The following is a 16948-nucleotide window of genomic DNA, read 5'->3' as shown; positions in this document are numbered from 1 at the left end:
ACAGGTAATTTTTGTATCAACACCGGCACTTCTATTAATTCGACATCCTTTCTCATTGAATTGTACTTTTTTAGCTCTACATCATGTTGTTATCTCATTATACGATATTTATCTAATATTTATATTACATGTAAGAAATGCGACACAGCACGCCATTTTTTCACTACTATTCACCCAATGGTTTATATGCTAGAGGGACGCCTACCGGAATAATAGTTTGACATAAGAGAAAAAACAGGCGGAAAGTTCCGTCTGCCCTTGACATGCCCAGCATGTGCAGTTATATATAAATCAAGGGCTGAACCTTCTTTTAGAAGAATTCAGCCCACTCAATATCATAGAAGATTCACATTTACAGAGATTTCTTCACATGCTCAACTATTCAAAAAGTGCCATAAAATAAGCATCTTCTGGGGAATAACCGTGTAATATAACAGAAGAAAGGAATAAGTATTTTCTTGGTTAATATTGCTTAGTTATTAAATCTCTCGCCAGAATGGCTTATCATCCACGGCACCATCTATAAAAATAGCGGGATTAAAAAGGTTAACAATATGTAAAGCGTTCCTGCCATTACTACAAACAAAACTAACGGGATTTTTCTGCCTGCAAAACTATTAGTTAATGCCCCTTTCTTTGGACATACAGCAATGCATTTTTGGCAGTTAAAACATTCAGCCGATATTACCTTCTTCATTCTATGCACTTCTAGATTTGAGGGACATTTCTTTGTACATAACGTGCAATTGATGCACTTATCTTCACATCGGACGATACCACTGGGGCTAAACCGACCTGCAGCTCCGGCGACAGCACCCTGTATGCAGATATATTTGCAGAAGAAATTATCAATAAAGAATGAGCCAAAAATTGTTACAAACATCAACATAATACTTATCCAAGCTAACCCAGGCAATATTCTTAATTAAATCTTTACCCAATATCATCTATAAAATGCCAAAAAAAGTCAAAATTTGTACTCTTTGACCTCATTTTTGCTCTTTTTTCGCTCCAAAACCACTATATGTTGTGGTTGAATGACCTTCTTCATGAAATCGAAGCTGACGTTCTATCATCAGTCATCAACAACGGAGTTTTATTCTATTTTTGTGCTCAATGGAAGTATTGACCTAATACAGCACTGGCTTAAACCATATCGGGGGACGACCGCCCCGCTTCTTTCGAGCGGAAACGAACGCCCCCGTTTGGTTATTCAACGTATTTATTATTCATGAGCTCTTACTGTGTTGCCGATGGCTTGCAGCAAGCTTTTGCTGGAATCCGTCGTGTCTTGGGTCAGCTCCCAAATCATAATTCCCCCAAGCTGCTCCAACGCGTATTGCGTTTTTTTCTGGATTGTTGGAATACCGTTATAATGAGCCTCCATGCCATTGATCATCGAAATGTCGGTGTTGTAGGCGTTAGGGTTGGCTTGCAAAATGGCGGCATACGAAGCCCAGGAAGGTCTGCCGTAGAACGGAACGCCCAAAACGACTTTTTGCGCTGGCATGCCCCGGGTTTCTTTCCAATACTTCCCGCAGAGAACGGCAAAGTTGTAGCTGGAATGGCGGTCGCCGTCGCCTCCGTCATAAGCCATCACGTTAAACCAGTCGACTGCGTTGATGACCGCATCGGTGTGGGCCGCAGAGTCCCAATAGACCACGCCTTCCGGTGTCACGCCACTAAGTACGGCTGAGGTCAGCAACATATTTTGCTTTTTCAGCTCCGTGCTCAAATAGAGCATAAGACTTTCGTATTGCTGTTTGCTTGCCCCGTCGTTTCTTGGGTGTTCCCAGTCCATATCCACGCCGTCAAATCCGTATTCCTTGGCCATTGCGATAATGGCGTTGCCCAATTTTTCGATTTTTTGCGGCGTATTGGTCGCAGCCATGAACGTATTTTCCAGAGGCGTTCCGTTATATTCCCAGCCACCGACCGCAAGCAGTACTTTTACGCCGTTGTCATGAGCGGTTTGAATGATTTGTCTGGCGGCGTCCGGGTTTTCCAGCGGCAGCAGCGAGCCGTCGCTGGTCGGAATGGCAAACGCGTAATTAATATGAGTAAGATTATTATATTGAATCGTCCCCACCTTGCCGGGTTCCCAGCTTGGATAATAGCCTACCACCTTGAAGTCTCCAGAAATGGGCGGATCGTTCGGGTCTGGGTCCGGGTTTGGGTCCGGGTTTGGGTCCGGATTGCCGGCCAACAATTCCCAAACGGCGGCGACGCCGGGAATTTCGCCCAGAGTCCACCACTTGGCTTTGTACAGTTGGCCGTTGTAAGTGACGATGTCTCCGCCGACATAAGCGTTACTGCTGCTCCATGCCGGATAACTGCCGTCCGATGGCGAAATCAATTCCCAATCTTCGGATTCGCCGGGAACACCCCCCTGGGTCCACCATTTGGCTTTGTACTCAAAACCGTTGTAGGAGACCATGTCTCCACCGAGATAAATTTTACCGCTGTCCCATGCCGGATAGGCACTGGCTTGTACAGTCTGTCCGACAACCTGTGCGGCGGCGGAAAGATCGATGGCTTGAGCGGCTTGAGCGGCTTTGGCTCCTAACAGCATTGGGATGAAAAGGGCAATCAAAAATACTAAAACAGCTAAGAATGAAACTTTCTTTCTATGACTTTGCATCATGATCCTGTCCTCTCTTTAAAAAAATATTTTATAAAGCCGATAACGCGTCAATGCCGGTTTACCAGCCGACTCTGACGATTAGGCCTTTGGGGTCCCCAACTTCGAGGTAAGCGGCTTGTCCGTTGACATCATCGTAGCAGAACCCGTAGGCCAGCCCGTCGATGCTGTGGTCGTGCCAGAACTTGGCGTAAAAATTGGCCGGTGCGGCCTGATAGTATTTGCTGACATTGTTCCAGTCGGCACGCTCCGTATAAACGTGCCGGTTAAGCGCAGCACAAACTTCGGGAGCGCTGGCTCCGCCGATCCCCAGCAGAATATCGCGCGTGGAAATGTTGCTATAATCGGCAAAATAGTTTTCATAGGCGCCCCCGGGCTTAAACGGCCCGACGATCGGACTGACGATCCGGTAGGGAGCCTGTAAAGTGCCTAGCGACTTAAACTCTTGCGGCACTTCATTCTGATATTTGGCAAACAGGCCGGAACGGGTTTCTTTTTCCAATTCGCCAACGGTTCGATCATAGTTGCCCGCTTTGTTAACCAACCGGTGCTGAACCGGGAACCCGAATTGGTCGACCCGGGTCGTATTTCCGTGATAACCGGTATCGTCCACCGTAAATTCCACAAAATCGAAATAAACGTCTTTGTTAGGATCGGTTGGATTGTTGAGGTCGGGGCCAGCGAATCCGGTTTCGAAAGTTTTAATAAAACAAGGAGAACCTACGCTGAGAAACAGTCTGCCGGATGTGATTTTGGGAAGATTGACCCAAGCGGCATCGCTTACCTTGTGATAAATATTAGCGTAGTTGACTCCGTTTTTGGTCAAATGTCCGGAGGCATTGTTAAGCGCCGTTGAGATGGGAATAAGCTCTCCGGACAAAGTCAGGTAGCTCCATTTCTTGTTGTCCGGGTTAATGCCGATGACTCCCCAATAAATATCATGGTCGGCATAGGCTCCTCCGGTACCGTTCATGATCTTCATGCTGACTCCGTTCCCGATCGGATTGGGAATCGAAGAGACAGGGATGGAGTAAATCGAATCTCCTGTGTCCGGCTGTCCCGCCGCGCCCCGATAAGTGAAGCTGCCCGTATCGTACGCTGCAGACCCGTTATTATAGGTGAAGAAATATTTGATCTCGGCTCCAGCGGCCGAATCAATGGGAAGTTCATATCTGTTCGCACCGGAATTGTAAGTCATTCTTACGTTTTGCTGAATGCCCGAATTCACTGTATAATGAGCGTCCACCCATGAGGTATTGACCGTCGAGTTAAACCATAAGGTTGCGTTATTCCCGAATACGTCCACGCCCTGGATATAGTCGGCGGCCGAAGTATTCGTGACATTCATAGAGAAAGATAGAACCAAAATGAGCAACATGACGACTATGCGTTGTATTTGTGATTTTTCCATAAAACACCTCCTTTTCTTATTAAGCGGATGCTGTTGGATTTCTTCAACCTCCTTAGCCGTAATCTTGTACAATCCACTCTGCCCATGATAGACTGAATATACATACGGTAAAAAAGACATCCAACATGAGGTATTGACCGTCGGTTTGAACCATAAGGTTCCGTTATTCCCGGATGCGTCCACGCCCTGGGTTTAGTCGGCGGCCGAAGTATTCTTGACATTGATAAGGCTCAAGTTATAAAATTTCGCCTCTTCAACTACAAGCTAAGACTACATTACATAACATTGAACTTCATTTTTTTGTTTTCACAATCATAGAATTCCTCCTTTCGTATTTTTAGAGTTATAACTCCCACTCTATAAATATAAACGTACTACTCCAGTGTTTGTAACACTTTTTTACATTTTTTAATATATTTTACAAATTTGGTAACCGCTTCAAAACAAGGCGTCATTCCATCTGCTTGTGAGAATTCCATTGAGACTTTTAATAAAAGCATCCTGTAAATTTTTACTGTCCATGATCAATCCTCCATTTTATAAGACGAAAGAATCGGCAGTCTTTTGATTTTAGATGTTCTTGACAAAATAAAAAAGCCATGCTTTTCATTTTTGAAAAACATAGCCTCTGTATTTTTTAGAGAAATTTTATCTCTCTGGAATTCTTAAAATATGAAAATCTCAATGTAATATAATTCCATTAAAATCCTTTCCTTTAATACGAAAACAGACCCCCTGAACGTTCTACAAGAATTCCGGTAGTCAATACTTATTCAATATATTATATACATTTGCATTGATAGCATCTGTTTTAAGATGTAACCTTTTATTTAGCACACTTGCTATAATTTCGTGTAGGAATTACTGGGCCGATCGTCCGATACATTTGAGAATGCTAGTTCTAGGCGTATCACGCAACATAGAAGTAGCTTCTCTTAACCCAGATTTTGCAGCACTCATGTGAGCATGAAAAGCTTCAATATTTTCCCACTCTTGGGTTGAGTAAAAAGTCCCAGGATCATTACTGTCTTCAAAGATTTCATAGCTCAAGAGTCCAGGCTTTTCCGTTGTCGCAATTGTTGTTGTAAAAGCCTTTCGTGTAACCTCTTCTTCACCTTCTTTAGCATGAATTTCAATGAAAATCGTTACACTGTTTTGGTATTTGTTGTTGTCGTTTTTTGTATTCATATAGTCCTCCTTTTTTTGACTAACTTAAATTCATATGAAGTATTCTCTCACTGGGAGTACGTCAATTATTTAGTTCCTTTGCAAATTATAAAATAATAAAATACTTAATATTGAGTTGCTGTGTTTATATTTACTCCTCAGTGAATTTGGATAACAGCTTTTTCATAGCTTGTGTAGTTTGCTTTATGAGTTCCAAATCTTTAGCATCAAGGTTACTTAAAAAATGGGCTGAAGATTTAACTAACTCCTCAGCAGATCCCTTTATAAATTTTTCCCCTTTATCTGTAAGTCGAATCAAGTATACCCTTCTATCGTTGCTGCTGTTTACACGTTCAACATAGTCCAGCTTAACAAGCTTATCAATTAAAACTGTTATATTTGGTTTTGTTACATAGAGTATTTCACTTAAATCACTCATTGAAAGTTCTTTTCCGCCCACTAGCTCATGCAAAATTCTAAAATGGGTTCTAGCCAGCCCCGATTTATTTAGTTGCTTGTCAATAAATTTCAAAGATTTACTGTTAAATTCATTGAAAACATTTGAGAATTCTTTAATTATTACCAATAATTCATCATTTTGCACCTTATACCTCCTTTGGATGATTGCTGAAAAATATTTAAAAGTTTTTACATCCGCTCCCTCATTATAATAATTAAGTATCTAGCAGGTAGATTATTTAACTGTTAACTGATTATTATACCAGATTTATTTTTTGTGTCTGTGTCCTGCCAACCGACTATCAGCGGCGCGGTGACACTTTACGCGGTTCAAAGTACTGGTGACCACTCTCGCAGAAGATTTCGTCGAGAGTCAGCCTCACGATTCGCTTGTTCTCTTGAAAACCCATGTAATAACAACTCCTTTCACAATTAGTTAACAATCTAATATTTAAATGTTTAATAGTTAAATATTTAATCTTTAGATTAACTATAATACTAGATTTATTAAATGTCAAGATATAAATAAAATCCTAACAAATATATTCTTTTTGCTATATCAACTATAGGGAGGTAATTTTCTGCCCTCGTTTTTTTCAATGCCAGAAGACACTGTTTTTTGGGTTTATATAATCGAGTAAGAGGTAGGTGATTAGTTCACCTACCGACCTCTCACAACACCTAGCGTACCGTTCGGTACTAGGCGTTTCCCTAGTTTACGCTATTGCAGATTTGTAATAAAAATTGAAAAACTGAAAACCGTCCTTTTCTAACTTTTGGTTTGACAAGGCGGTATGTGATTTCTATTCGTCAGACCAGAAGTTTGCCTCCAGCTTCCTTCAGATTCCACCTCACGGTAGACCCCCTTGCTCTTGGCTATGTGCTTGGCACTATCAACCCGCACTCGGGACTTTCAACCGTTGGATTGCGCCCATGCTGGGCGCACTAAAAAAGAGGCCATGCTCTCAATAACGAAGAACATAGCCTCTGGACATTTTGCCTAATGCAGATTTTTCTTCATATGCACATCGTATTCTCCACACATTATCCTTAAAGAATACATTGCAATACTCTAAATTAAACCTCCGAGGAAATGCTGCCGCTTCAATGCCGTTGCCTCCAGGGAGAGCAAGGGCATTGAAGCGGCAGGAAGCCGAAAATGACACCGATTCTTGAAAAGTAATATTCTAAGCGACTACTCCAAGAATAATCATTGCTCAATTCTGTAATAGCCTCTTGTACACACTTTTTTATCAAAAAAAGACATAGCTTTCTTCTTGGCGAAGAGCTATGTCTTTCTTGTGTCATTCACTCAATTTGGCTGCAGGCTTCTAACGGAGCAAAACCTTATTTCTGCCCCAACGTCCCCTCTTCTTGCCGAAGCGCTTCGTTTTTACCCAACGTCATTTTACGGCCAGCCTTTATTAGCAATATAACAGCTAAAACGATAAACGGAAGTCCTCCAATAAGACCAGTGATTGCCGGGCCAAGTATTGGGTTATATCCGCTCTTTGCAAAAATGATTGGCAATGCAGCGCCCGCGTTCACCGTTGAATGGATCATGGCAGCTGGAATGACGCTTTCCAATTTGATTGATATATAGCCTTCGATAATTCCAAGCGCAACGCAAAAAACAATCATGGCCAGAATGCCGAGCCACGGATAGCCCCAATAACCGGTTCCGTAATTGTGACCCATCATGATAACGGGCAAATGCCAGATGCCCCATAATGCCCCTGTTATAATTAACGCGGTCCTGTCAGATAAAAAAATACGCAGTTTGGGGAGCAGATACCCTCTCCAGCCAAGTTCTTCACCCATGGTGGGTATGATATTTACAAGCGGGCCGATAACAACAAAAATCAGTGTTTGAACAATTAGCAGTGTGGACACGTCAAGTCCCTGTTTACCACTTGAAGCAACCATCCCTTTTAAAGTTGTAAGCTCCGGGTCAAACGAACCAGGGAAAATCAGGAAATAAAGCGCTCCGCTCAGAAGCAACAAGACTGTCGGGCCGAAGTACAAAAGCAGATACTCTTTCACATGCCCCTTGAAGTGGGGGCGAAGATACATATTCCCAAATCCTTCTTTTGTTATAAGCCGTGTTAATAAATTGGATAGCGCAGGCATAAACATAGCGACTGACAAAATTACTACTGCCGCCCCGCTTCCATAAGTGAGCCCACAGATGGGTGCCAGCAAAAAAACGATCCAGGCAAGGATGATTGTAAGCGCAATAAATATAATCAGTCGTTTTTTAGCCGCCAATTTTTCGTGTTCCATATTAACATTACCTCCTATTTATATTATTCGCAGTTATGTTTAAGCTTTTCAATTATACTCTCATATCGCTGCTCATCTGAGAGAACCGAAAACACCGGATTATTAACGATCACATCATACATGCTTTTCCTGATGGTTTTTTCATCCCGCGGAAGATCTGTTCCCAGATCGAGCTGATCCAGCCATCCGTCCAGGCGGTCGAAAAAAGCATCGCCATGCAAACACAGGGGATAAATATCGCTTATTACGATCTCGGTGTACTTTTGCAGCATTTCAAGCGCCTTATCATGATTTCTCTGAGCAATAAATCCCTGTGCGGCTGTAATATAAAGACCGACCAGGACACCGGGATGCAGATGCCTCATGTCAAACGTTTCCGCTACGGCAAGCGAGCGACGCAGTACCTCGTCGAATTTGGATGGGACATCCGCACATAGCGTAAGAAATGCGGGAAAGAAGTTGAACAGGACGACGATATTCTGAAACATTCCGACCTGCAAAACGGATTTTGCCTCCTCGGTGCGCCCCGTCATTTGATAAGCGGAAGCCAAAAGCGATTCAGGGGGTAGCGCAGGCGCGACTGATCCGTCAAGCAGCTCCAGCACGGTATTGGCATCACCGGAAATGAGGCTACACAGGGCTTCCATAAACAAAGCCTGCCTGGTAATCGATACATCATCGCATTCCTCTTTGATCCGGATAAAAAGAACCTTGGCTTCCTCAGTCAAAGATGTCGTTTTTCGTGGGTCTTTCAGCAATTCTACATGGTTAATCATCAGTATTCCCAGATTCAGCAGCAGCGGAAAGCATGAATAGTATTTTTTAATTATATTTCGGCAGTCTTCCATCACCGAATCAAACGGTTTTGACGCAAAATCAGCCGACAGGTTTCGGTACAGCTTTTGAATATTCTCTTTTGTCATCTGCGGTTTATAATCTATCAGCTCGTCAATGCTGATGTTAAAGTACGCAGCCAGCTGTGGGAGAAAGGTTACGTCCGGATAACTTTGACCCGTCTCCCATTTGGAAACGGATGCCTTGGACACGCCAATGTAATTTGCAAGCTCATTCTGGGTAATGCCCTTTTCTTTGCGCTTATTTACAAGCACTTTTGCAATATTAATTTCCTTCATATCAATCACCTCTGATTATATTTTAGTTGGTAAGCAGAAGAAAATCAATGGGTTTGCAGTTGATAACGGTTGAATAAATCAACCTATGCGATACTTTACTCTCCTGATTCCTCAAAAGCCAGAAAACCGTAAAAAGTTGTCAACTTATCTTGTATGACATGTCTCGGCCGACATGCACCTGCTTCTAAATGTACCTCTGTTATAGTCATTCTTACACGATCAGAACTTTCTGGAATAATTATTTGCCTTGAGACCACAAGCACAGAGACCATTTCCTCTTTTTCAACGTCCAGTACCTCTGCAACCGTAGTTTGTACCATCTCAAATAATTCCATGTTATCCATTTTTTATCCACCTTTCTTTTTAACTGACCGGAAGTGTTCTTCCCAGGCCACCGCCAACCATTATATTTTCACCATTGATATAACCTGCTTTAGAAGAAACCAAAAATTCCATTAAATCTGCAACATTTTCAGCAGAGCCAAATTCTTTACAGGGAATTAATTTTTTTACACTTTTTCCAATCTGCTTTTGTGCGCCCTTTGACATCTGGGTATCAATCATCCCGGGACTTATACAGTTGACCCTGATTCCAAATCTGGCTACTTCTGAAGCAAGAGATTGCGTAAATCCGATGATACCGCTTTTAGAAGCACAATAATCTTCCATTCCGGGAATTCCAAAAGTACCTAAAATTGAAGATACGTTTATTATCACTCCTCTATACTGCTCCAGCATAATGGGAATCACTGATCTACAGGAATAAAAAACACTGAACAGATTTGTTTCCAAAACATTTTTCCACTCATCAATACTTTTGTTTACAAAGAGACTTTCCCCTGAAATACCTGCACAGTTTATTAAAACATCAACTCCGCCGCATTCTTTTTTGACTTTGTCTATTAAGGATTCTACCTCTTCATATTTCCGTACATCACAAGGGATTCCATGCAGATAGCCAGGAACTGTCTGCTCCAGATTATCGGCAACAGCCTTATTGCTTAAAAAAGTAAAAAACGTATTATAGTTCCCGCCTGCAAGTCTTTTGCAGATTTCACTTCCTATGGCTCCAGAACCGCCAATTACAACTGCAGTCTTATTCATAATTCACCCCTTTCCTCCTGTTTTACAGGATTCTGTCAAGCAAGATTTTATCTTCCTCATCTTCATAGGAATATACTTTTCCCTTACTTAAACTCCTTTTCATCATGCTTTTTAAAATACTTTTCGGTCCCAGATCTATGTAAATATCAACACCTTCCTCTTGCAGATATTTTATGGTTTCATACCAGCGAACGGTGGAAACCATTTGCTTTGACAACATACTATAAATATCTCCTTTATACGAAAGACTGCTGACATTTGAAATTACCTTGCATTTTGGTTCGGAAAATTTTATCTTTGATAATAAGGAAGAGAACTCACGGGATGCCATTTCCATATAGCTGCTGTGAAATGCGGCACCAACATTCAATCTGGTGGTTAATATACCATTTGACTCAAATGTTTTTTCCATTATATTTAATGTATCCCAGTCTCCAGACAATACGATTTGATTTACTGAATTGTAATTAGATATACTGATTTTTAAATTATGCTGTTCCATAGATTCTTTGCATATATTTTTCACATTTTCATAATTCCATTTTATCGCAAGCATTCCGCCTTGGGATTTTTCTGCTTCTGCCTGCATAAGTCTTCCTCTTTCAAGAACTAATTCCAGGGATTCTTCAAATGACAATGCCCCTGATGCGGTAAGAGCCGTAAATTCGCCAAGGCTGTGACCAGCCATATATTCAGGCATAATTTTATATTTATTAAAAAAGGCGCGATAATTTATGTAACTAACCACAAATATAGCTATCTGGGCATGATCGGTTCTTGTCAGATAATTTAAATCGCTTTCACAGGTCAGTTTGTATAGATCCAATGCAAAGCGTTCTTTGACATCCTGATATATTTTTTTCACCCAATCGTATTTTTCATAGAGACCTTTTCCCATACCGGCATATTGAGCCCCCTGTCCTGGAAACAGTATTGCAGACTTCATGAACCCATTTCCTCCTTTTCCCTCTCAGAGAGTTTTTACTTTAGAACTTAAATATTTTTTATCTGATATGAATTAAAACACAAAAATAAATAATTTTAAAAAAATGTCCACTTTCTGTCGCTTTTTGTCCATTTAATTTTATTTAAATAATTATTATTCAGCATAAAATTAAGTCTTTATGGTTTTTTTATCACTATTGATTGTTTTAGTTGACATATCCAAACTATTTTGGTATAATTATAAAAACCGACCGACGGTCTTTAATTGAGGTGAGTATAGATGTCAAGAATTGACAAAGCAAGTAACACAAAGCAGAAGATCATTACAACTGCCACTGCCCTGTTTTCCAGGAATGGATTTGAAAACACAACTATGCAGGATATTATGAGTTCTACGGGATTATCTAAGGGCGCATTGTACCATCACTTTAACAGTAAGCAGGATATTATGGAATATATCATTGCGCAAAGAAAAGACACTATAAGCAGTTTTTTTAAGCATCTCATTAACAATGCACAATTAAATTCCATTGAAAAAATTGATCTGCTTATAAGTGAGCTGCAGACAGATGATACTCTGGTGAATTTAACTCAGAATCATTGGGCGGAAAAGGTCCCTTATGCTTTACTGGATACATTAAGAAATTCAGTAAACGTTCTGAGTAAATATGTGGAAGAGATAATCCGCCAGGGAAATGCCTCTATGGAATTTAACTGTCAGTATCCCAAAGAGGTTTCAGAAATTTTTATTCTGCTGTTCGATGTGTGGCTGGATCCCATAATCGTAAACAGCACTTATCTGGAAGCATGTAACAGAATCCAGTTTATCGTGGCTCTGCTGCAAAAGTTCGATGCACCGCTCATTAGTCAAACGAGTGAAATAATATTAAAAGAAAGGTTAAAAGAATATTATGATCAGTAAAAAGAAAATTTTAATGGTTAATCTGCCCTTTTCCGGACACACCAACCCAACCCTTGGCCTTGCAAAGGTCATTATTGACCTAGGACATGAGGTCACCTATATTCAGGCCCCTGACTGGAAATCAAAGGTGGAAAAAACAGGAGCTCATTTTATTCCGTATGATGATTACCCTGATACATTATCCCCCTCCCAGAAAGAAATGAAAAGCTGGGGCTCTGCCTATAAAACGGTAAAGAGGATCGGGGGAGACTATGACTGTCTCATTTATGAAATGCTGTTTTTACCCGGCAAATCTCTGGCAGATGAACTGGGAATCCCTGCTTTCCGTCTATTCTCAACTTTTTCTTTAAATGAACATGTCTTAAATTATTTTGGTCAGACCGGCGGCTGGTACATGACCTGTATATTCCGCTATCCTGCTTTATGCCGCTTCATCTCTAAAAAACTCCAAAAAAAATATCATTTACGCTATGGCAGCATTGCAAAAGAAATGGCTGAAAATGCACCTCCCTTAAACTTCACTTACACCATAAAAGAATTCCAGATTTTTTCTGATGAATTTGATCCGATTCATTATAAATACATAGGAGCTGCGCTTAACGACAGGATGGCAGATCCCTCGTTTCAGTTTCCGGAACTGCGTTACCCATTAATTTATATCTCTCTCGGCACACTTTTAAATAACTCTGCATCATTTTTCAAACAATGCATTCAGGCGTTTAAGAATAAACCTGTTAATGTAATTATTTCTATCGGAACGATCGTGAAGGCTGAAAAACTAGGTTCCTTACCAGACAATATATCAATTTATCCCTTTGTACCCCAATTAGAAGTTCTGAAGCGCACAAGTGTATTTATTACACATGGCGGTATGAACAGTGTTAACGAATCAATCTATTATGGAGTCCCTATGCTGGCAATACCAGTAGGAAACGACCAGCCTGCCGTTGCCAGACAAATCGAAGCTCTTCATATAGGGAAATCTTTGTCCAAAAAACATCTGACACCGGAAATTCTGGCAGACAACGCCATGAGTATATTAAATGATGATACTTATAAGAAAAACATTCAGACCTATCAGGAGCTCATGCTCAACGCTGGCGGTAATAATCAGATTGCAAAGGAAATTCTGGAATATTTAAATTGAATAAAGAATCCTGATTGCCATGATATAAATAGTAAATGTAAATACAAACGGAAGACGGCGGTCAATGCTTGACATCCAACCGGCAAAGCAGCCAAAAGGCGATAAAAATGCAATGGTAAAGGACATAATCAGAGCATTAATGGGAGCCCGTTCTCTTGGGTTAGATATGTAGTAATTTCCTATGATTCGAAACTTATTTGCAATGTCGAACATAAGTTTCTAACAGTAGTTTCTCCTGATTCCTAATTTATATACTTTCGGACAGCAAAAATGGTCGTTACCTATAGCTTTCTTTTTGTGGGCTCTGCCCACACCCGACCTCTGGAATTATTAGTAAAAAATCGGGCATACTATAAGTACCGACGGAATAAGGAAATCATTAGGATGGTCAGACAGTTGTGGTGAACTGTCTGACCGGTTTTTATTTATAGATATTCATTCAAGCGTTACGGATACAAAAGCATTAACTGGCTGAGTACCAAATAAAACTACTTTTAGCTTTTGTCACTTTACGGAATTGTCGGTTGACTCCTTCAATGATATTTGTGGTATACATGATCCTTCGAATGTCTTCGTTAAATCAAAAAAACGGGCGTACCACTTCCCAGCTCTGTTCCCAGCTGGCTATTGCATAAGGGTATTTCTTGCCCCAGATTTCTTTCACAATCTCCAGTTCGGATAGGGCCAGATCTTCTGTAGGAGCCTTATAAACTGCCTTGAAATCCGCTGCAAATTTTTTAATATCTTTATAGGATACATATTTAAAAGAATTTGCATTTTTGATTGGACATGGCATATTCCACAGATATATTCATACGTTCCTGCATTGTCAGCATCATATAGCTATTAAATGCTTCATATCCTTCATAAATAGATATTCCAAGACAGCATCCATCTCATATAATTTATTCCATTCTTCTATTGTTGCTTCCGCTCTCATATATACCCCCAGCTCTACAATGATTATCTAAATTCAAATTACATTCGCATAAACTTAACTCACCGTTAATTCTATTACAATGCTTTAAAACTTACCACAGCACTTTTTAAATTTCTTCCCACTGCCGCAAGGACATAAATCATTTGGGTATACTTTTCTCGTAGTCTTAGTCATTTTTCCATTGATTCCATTTTCAAATAAAAGAGATGAAATATCAGTTGCTGTTGCATCAAGATCGATATTGATACCCATTTGACCTAACTGTTCTTGTCCTTCGGTCAGGATTGCAGCTGCTCGTTAACTTCCTGGCACAATTGTAGTAACTTCCGGGTGTATTGGTGTCTGACGCAACACTTCATCAGGGGCACACCCATGGTTGTACCACATTCTAACAGAATTCATAACCTTCATCGCATATCCAAGAAATTCATTTGCTTGATCAATATTTGAATCTCCAATCAATTGATGCAGCGTACATGTACATACAAATTCAGGGGTAAACATCACTGTATTTTTATAGCTACCATCTACATGGTTATATCCCTTCTCATCAAATTTATTCTCATATTTATGTATTAGCGTCACCAGTTCTGTAGCATGTATCACGCCGTAAAGATTTACAGCTGCCATTGCATAGTCTGCTATGATACGTATGTATTTTTTTCTCTTTTGATACACTTTATTTTGCGCTAATTCGTTATACCTTTCCAGGCAGCCATAATCTTTACATAACTGCTGCAATGAATCATCTGCTTCATAAAAAACCAAACAAAATCCTTCAAAAAGAGTTTCAGCACCCAGAACTTCTGCCATCAACTCTATTTGCTGCGCTTTCTTAAGCCTAGTCTCTGAAAATTCCAGTTCTTCTATTTTCCTAAATAATTTTGCCGATTCTTTCCCTATTATGGTGTCTAATTTGTAATCTATCCTTTTACCAGTTTCTCTCCTTAAAAATAATGCCATTATATGATATATAAAAAAGGCTAAGTTGCAGATCATTCGTTGACCTTTCGCTTAGCCTTAATACTATGAAATTCTCCTCTAATTTTCTATGTCATCTATATTTTTACTTAATTTTCGCCCTCAAATAGATGACATTTTTACTATTTTCAAGCCCAAAAATGGCTCTCAAACCAAAACATGTTGTGGTTTAAACCTTTTTAAATTAAATTGTCTTTATATTGGGACATTGCTACTCTTTCTAAGAAGCGCTCCATCATATAGTTAATTCAATTAATTGGATTGACGATGTTTCGTTTCTCCTCAACTCCATACTTGAACTGAATGGGAAAGCCTTAGAATTAAGACTCTCCCATTCTTTGGGTTATTGTGACACTTTATGAAGTAGAAGCATTGTTGAACTTATTCATAATTGGTGAATCTTTTTTTGCGTTTATCAGGTATTCCCTAGTTTTCCAAAGGTTCTAATACTTCAGTCCACATAGTTGGAACTTCTTTAAAGCCGGCAAATGTTCTGGTATACGGAATGGTAAAGCTATAGGTATCACTACCAAGCTTAGCTGTAAAATTATATTCACTTTCATTCCAAATTTCCTGTAGTGTTCTTTCTGTTTGGGCGCCGTCTATTGTAACTTCTGTTATAATTTCCTCTACCTGCTGAAGTTTATTATCAACCTGCTCATTCAAGGAAGTATTAATTTGGAAATCAAATGCAGCCTTAATGGCTTGATATTCTACCTCCAGAGATGTTTGTGTTGAAGTTTCAAATACATCAACTCTATTATAATCCACATCAACCAGAACAGATGTTTTTATGGTTTTTACAAACTTAATGTTTGGCGGAATATAGTGAAAACCTCCATAAACCCGTCTGTATTCAGTTGTATGAGTAGGTAAATCAAAATCATAGCCAGAAGTTGCATTCATCCGATGGTTTTCCTTATTATTTATCCAGTATCCGCTTGGGAACTGTACCGTTATTGAATAATCAGGATCATCTTTTTTTTCTATTTTAAAATAATCACAGAGCCAGTCTGGTGCAGCATATTGCATATCGGATCGAACTTCGATCATATAGATTTCTCCATAATCTTTATCGTATTCAATGCTGCAGGTATCGGTTTTGTTTCGTTCAAAAGCATTTCCGCTTATATATTTATTTAGTCGTACTTCTGGTGATATTCCTCGATCACCATATAATTTTAAAAAAATATTAGAATCGGTTCCTGCATTTGCTTGATCTACTGTGTGAATAGTAAATTTGTAAGTGGTGCTCATCATTTTACCTCCTAGTATTATATTTTTCGGTGAAAGCACTATTTAAATAACAAACTAATGAATGTGATATCTACGTACGTATGATATTTAATAGTATATCAAGTATATTTCGTTGTATAACAAAGAGGCGATGAAAGTAAAATTAGAGCTCTAAAAAGCCGAGAAATAGGTTTGAACTACAAGTTACCACCCGATTATCTCCTTAAATTCCTTAATGAATTTTCTACCGACTGGTACAGTATTTTTGTGTTTTTCTAATCTTAATAAAAAGGTAGAATTATAAGATGGGATAATCTCTGTAACCTTTTCAATGTTTACAATATAACACTTGTGGCATCGGTAAAAGTTCCAATAAATAAGTTTTTTTTCCCAGAATTGAAGTGTGTGTTGTACAGTGTATATACAATTATCGTCGGTTGTAATCATTATGTCGTTGCCATGTTTAGTGTAAAATAAAACTGTAACGAAATGCAATCCAAAAGTGTAACACTCCCTGCATAAAAAAATCCATTGTAACACCCTTCCAAATCCATTATCCTTATGTTTGTCGAGAACTTA

General features: G+C 39.6%; 16 protein-coding genes and 1 pseudogene. 2 read left to right on the top strand and 15 right to left on the bottom strand.

Annotation, left to right across the window (positions count from 1 at the left end; all coding sequences use genetic code 11):
• Positions 1 to 520: 520 nt before the first annotated feature.
• The 10 genes from CRO04_RS27440 to CRO04_RS11155 form a co-directional block, all read right to left on the bottom strand.
• Positions 521 to 883, bottom strand: coding sequence for a 4Fe-4S binding protein (locus CRO04_RS27440; protein WP_420323209.1), 363 nt, complete (start codon positions 881 to 883; stop codon positions 521 to 523).
• Between the two features lie 342 nt (positions 884 to 1225).
• On the bottom strand, positions 1226 to 2644 hold the full coding sequence (locus CRO04_RS11195) for a glycosyl hydrolase family 18 protein (protein WP_242974430.1): 1419 nt from the start codon (positions 2642 to 2644) through the stop codon (positions 1226 to 1228).
• 58 nt (positions 2645 to 2702) lie between these two features.
• Positions 2703 to 4052: a glycoside hydrolase family 64 protein gene (locus tag CRO04_RS11190; RefSeq protein WP_097004333.1), complete on the bottom strand. Its 1350-nt coding sequence runs from the start codon at positions 4050 to 4052 to the stop codon at positions 2703 to 2705.
• 861 nt (positions 4053 to 4913) lie between these two features.
• Entirely contained in the window at positions 4914 to 5240 is a 327-nt protein-coding gene (locus CRO04_RS11185; RefSeq protein ID WP_097004332.1) for a putative quinol monooxygenase, read from the bottom strand.
• 130 nt (positions 5241 to 5370) lie between these two features.
• Entirely contained in the window at positions 5371 to 5823 is a 453-nt protein-coding gene (locus CRO04_RS11180) for a MarR family winged helix-turn-helix transcriptional regulator (protein ID WP_166432529.1), read from the bottom strand.
• A 1202-nt stretch (positions 5824 to 7025) separates the two neighbouring features.
• Positions 7026 to 7961, bottom strand: coding sequence for a CPBP family intramembrane glutamic endopeptidase (locus tag CRO04_RS11175; RefSeq protein ID WP_097004330.1), 936 nt, complete (start codon positions 7959 to 7961; stop codon positions 7026 to 7028).
• Between the two features lie 23 nt (positions 7962 to 7984).
• A complete protein-coding gene (locus CRO04_RS11170; protein WP_097004329.1) occupies positions 7985 to 9094 on the bottom strand; it encodes a helix-turn-helix domain-containing protein in 1110 nt (369 codons plus the stop codon).
• A 95-nt stretch (positions 9095 to 9189) separates the two neighbouring features.
• Positions 9190 to 9438: a hypothetical protein gene (locus CRO04_RS11165; protein ID WP_097004328.1), complete on the bottom strand. Its 249-nt coding sequence runs from the start codon at positions 9436 to 9438 to the stop codon at positions 9190 to 9192.
• A gap of 19 nt (positions 9439 to 9457) precedes the next feature.
• The gene (locus CRO04_RS11160; RefSeq protein ID WP_097004327.1) at positions 9458 to 10198 is read right to left on the bottom strand and encodes an SDR family NAD(P)-dependent oxidoreductase; all 741 of its coding nucleotides are present in this window, start codon (positions 10196 to 10198) and stop codon (positions 9458 to 9460) included.
• A gap of 22 nt (positions 10199 to 10220) precedes the next feature.
• Positions 10221 to 11144: an ACP S-malonyltransferase gene (locus tag CRO04_RS11155; RefSeq protein ID WP_097004326.1), complete on the bottom strand. Its 924-nt coding sequence runs from the start codon at positions 11142 to 11144 to the stop codon at positions 10221 to 10223.
• A 279-nt stretch (positions 11145 to 11423) separates the two neighbouring features.
• Here CRO04_RS11155 and CRO04_RS11150 point away from each other — a divergent pair, with 279 nt between their 5' ends.
• Together CRO04_RS11150 and CRO04_RS11145 are read left to right on the top strand one after the other, a co-directional pair.
• A complete protein-coding gene (locus CRO04_RS11150) occupies positions 11424 to 12065 on the top strand; it encodes a TetR/AcrR family transcriptional regulator (protein WP_097004325.1) in 642 nt (213 codons plus the stop codon).
• Positions 12055 to 13212, top strand: a complete 1158-nt coding sequence (locus CRO04_RS11145) for a macrolide family glycosyltransferase (RefSeq protein WP_207654439.1) — start codon at positions 12055 to 12057, stop codon at positions 13210 to 13212. The genes CRO04_RS11150 and CRO04_RS11145 overlap by 11 nt, the downstream gene beginning before the upstream one ends.
• 484 nt (positions 13213 to 13696) lie before the next feature.
• Here CRO04_RS11145 and CRO04_RS11135 read toward each other — a convergent pair.
• From CRO04_RS11135 to CRO04_RS27430, 5 genes and pseudogenes are all read right to left on the bottom strand, one after another.
• A pseudogene (locus CRO04_RS11135) lies at positions 13697 to 13984 on the bottom strand (transposase); the annotation flags it as partial.
• A gap of 252 nt (positions 13985 to 14236) precedes the next feature.
• Positions 14237 to 14326 (bottom strand): SEC-C metal-binding domain-containing protein, encoded by a 90-nt coding sequence (locus CRO04_RS27435; protein ID WP_242974452.1) that lies wholly within the window; start codon positions 14324 to 14326, stop codon positions 14237 to 14239.
• 123 nt (positions 14327 to 14449) lie between these two features.
• A complete protein-coding gene (locus CRO04_RS11125; RefSeq protein WP_097004323.1) occupies positions 14450 to 15151 on the bottom strand; it encodes a hypothetical protein in 702 nt (233 codons plus the stop codon).
• A gap of 408 nt (positions 15152 to 15559) precedes the next feature.
• Positions 15560 to 16393 carry a PLAT/LH2 domain-containing protein gene (locus CRO04_RS11120; RefSeq protein WP_097004322.1) on the bottom strand — a complete coding sequence of 278 codons (834 nt, stop codon included), beginning with the start codon at positions 16391 to 16393 and terminating at the stop codon, positions 15560 to 15562.
• Positions 16394 to 16573: 180 nt separating this feature from the next.
• On the bottom strand, positions 16574 to 16909 hold the full coding sequence (locus CRO04_RS27430) for a LytTR family DNA-binding domain-containing protein (RefSeq protein ID WP_097004321.1): 336 nt from the start codon (positions 16907 to 16909) through the stop codon (positions 16574 to 16576).
• Positions 16910 to 16948: the final 39 nt, after the last annotated feature.

It is taken from the genome of Lacrimispora amygdalina (genome assembly GCF_900205965.1).
GTDB lineage: Bacteria > Bacillota > Clostridia > Lachnospirales > Lachnospiraceae > Lacrimispora > Lacrimispora amygdalina_A.
This window is presented reverse-complemented; position numbering and strand designations above follow the sequence as displayed.

What these genes read in the sequence shown, in the direction of transcription:
- CRO04_RS11150 (WP_097004325.1), top strand. Translation starts at nt 11,424, where the DNA reads ATGTCAAGAATTGACAAAGCAAGTAACACAAAGCAGAAGATCATTACA.
- CRO04_RS11145 (WP_207654439.1), top strand. Translation starts at nt 12,055, where the DNA reads ATGATCAGTAAAAAGAAAATTTTAATGGTTAATCTGCCCTTTTCCGGA.
- CRO04_RS11125 (WP_097004323.1), bottom strand. Translation starts at nt 15,151, where the DNA reads ATGATCTGCAACTTAGCCTTTTTTATATATCATATAATGGCATTATTT.
- CRO04_RS11170 (WP_097004329.1), bottom strand. Translation starts at nt 9,094, where the DNA reads ATGAAGGAAATTAATATTGCAAAAGTGCTTGTAAATAAGCGCAAAGAA.
- CRO04_RS11175 (WP_097004330.1), bottom strand. Translation starts at nt 7,961, where the DNA reads ATGGAACACGAAAAATTGGCGGCTAAAAAACGACTGATTATATTTATT.
- CRO04_RS11160 (WP_097004327.1), bottom strand. Translation starts at nt 10,198, where the DNA reads ATGAATAAGACTGCAGTTGTAATTGGCGGTTCTGGAGCCATAGGAAGT.
- CRO04_RS11165 (WP_097004328.1), bottom strand. Translation starts at nt 9,438, where the DNA reads ATGGATAACATGGAATTATTTGAGATGGTACAAACTACGGTTGCAGAG.
- CRO04_RS11195 (WP_242974430.1), bottom strand. Translation starts at nt 2,644, where the DNA reads ATGATGCAAAGTCATAGAAAGAAAGTTTCATTCTTAGCTGTTTTAGTA.
- CRO04_RS11120 (WP_097004322.1), bottom strand. Translation starts at nt 16,393, where the DNA reads ATGATGAGCACCACTTACAAATTTACTATTCACACAGTAGATCAAGCA.
- CRO04_RS11155 (WP_097004326.1), bottom strand. Translation starts at nt 11,144, where the DNA reads ATGAAGTCTGCAATACTGTTTCCAGGACAGGGGGCTCAATATGCCGGT.
- CRO04_RS11190 (WP_097004333.1), bottom strand. Translation starts at nt 4,052, where the DNA reads ATGGAAAAATCACAAATACAACGCATAGTCGTCATGTTGCTCATTTTG.
- CRO04_RS11185 (WP_097004332.1), bottom strand. Translation starts at nt 5,240, where the DNA reads ATGAATACAAAAAACGACAACAACAAATACCAAAACAGTGTAACGATT.
- CRO04_RS27435 (WP_242974452.1), bottom strand. Translation starts at nt 14,326, where the DNA reads ATGACTAAGACTACGAGAAAAGTATACCCAAATGATTTATGTCCTTGC.
- CRO04_RS27440 (WP_420323209.1), bottom strand. Translation starts at nt 883, where the DNA reads ATGTTTGTAACAATTTTTGGCTCATTCTTTATTGATAATTTCTTCTGC.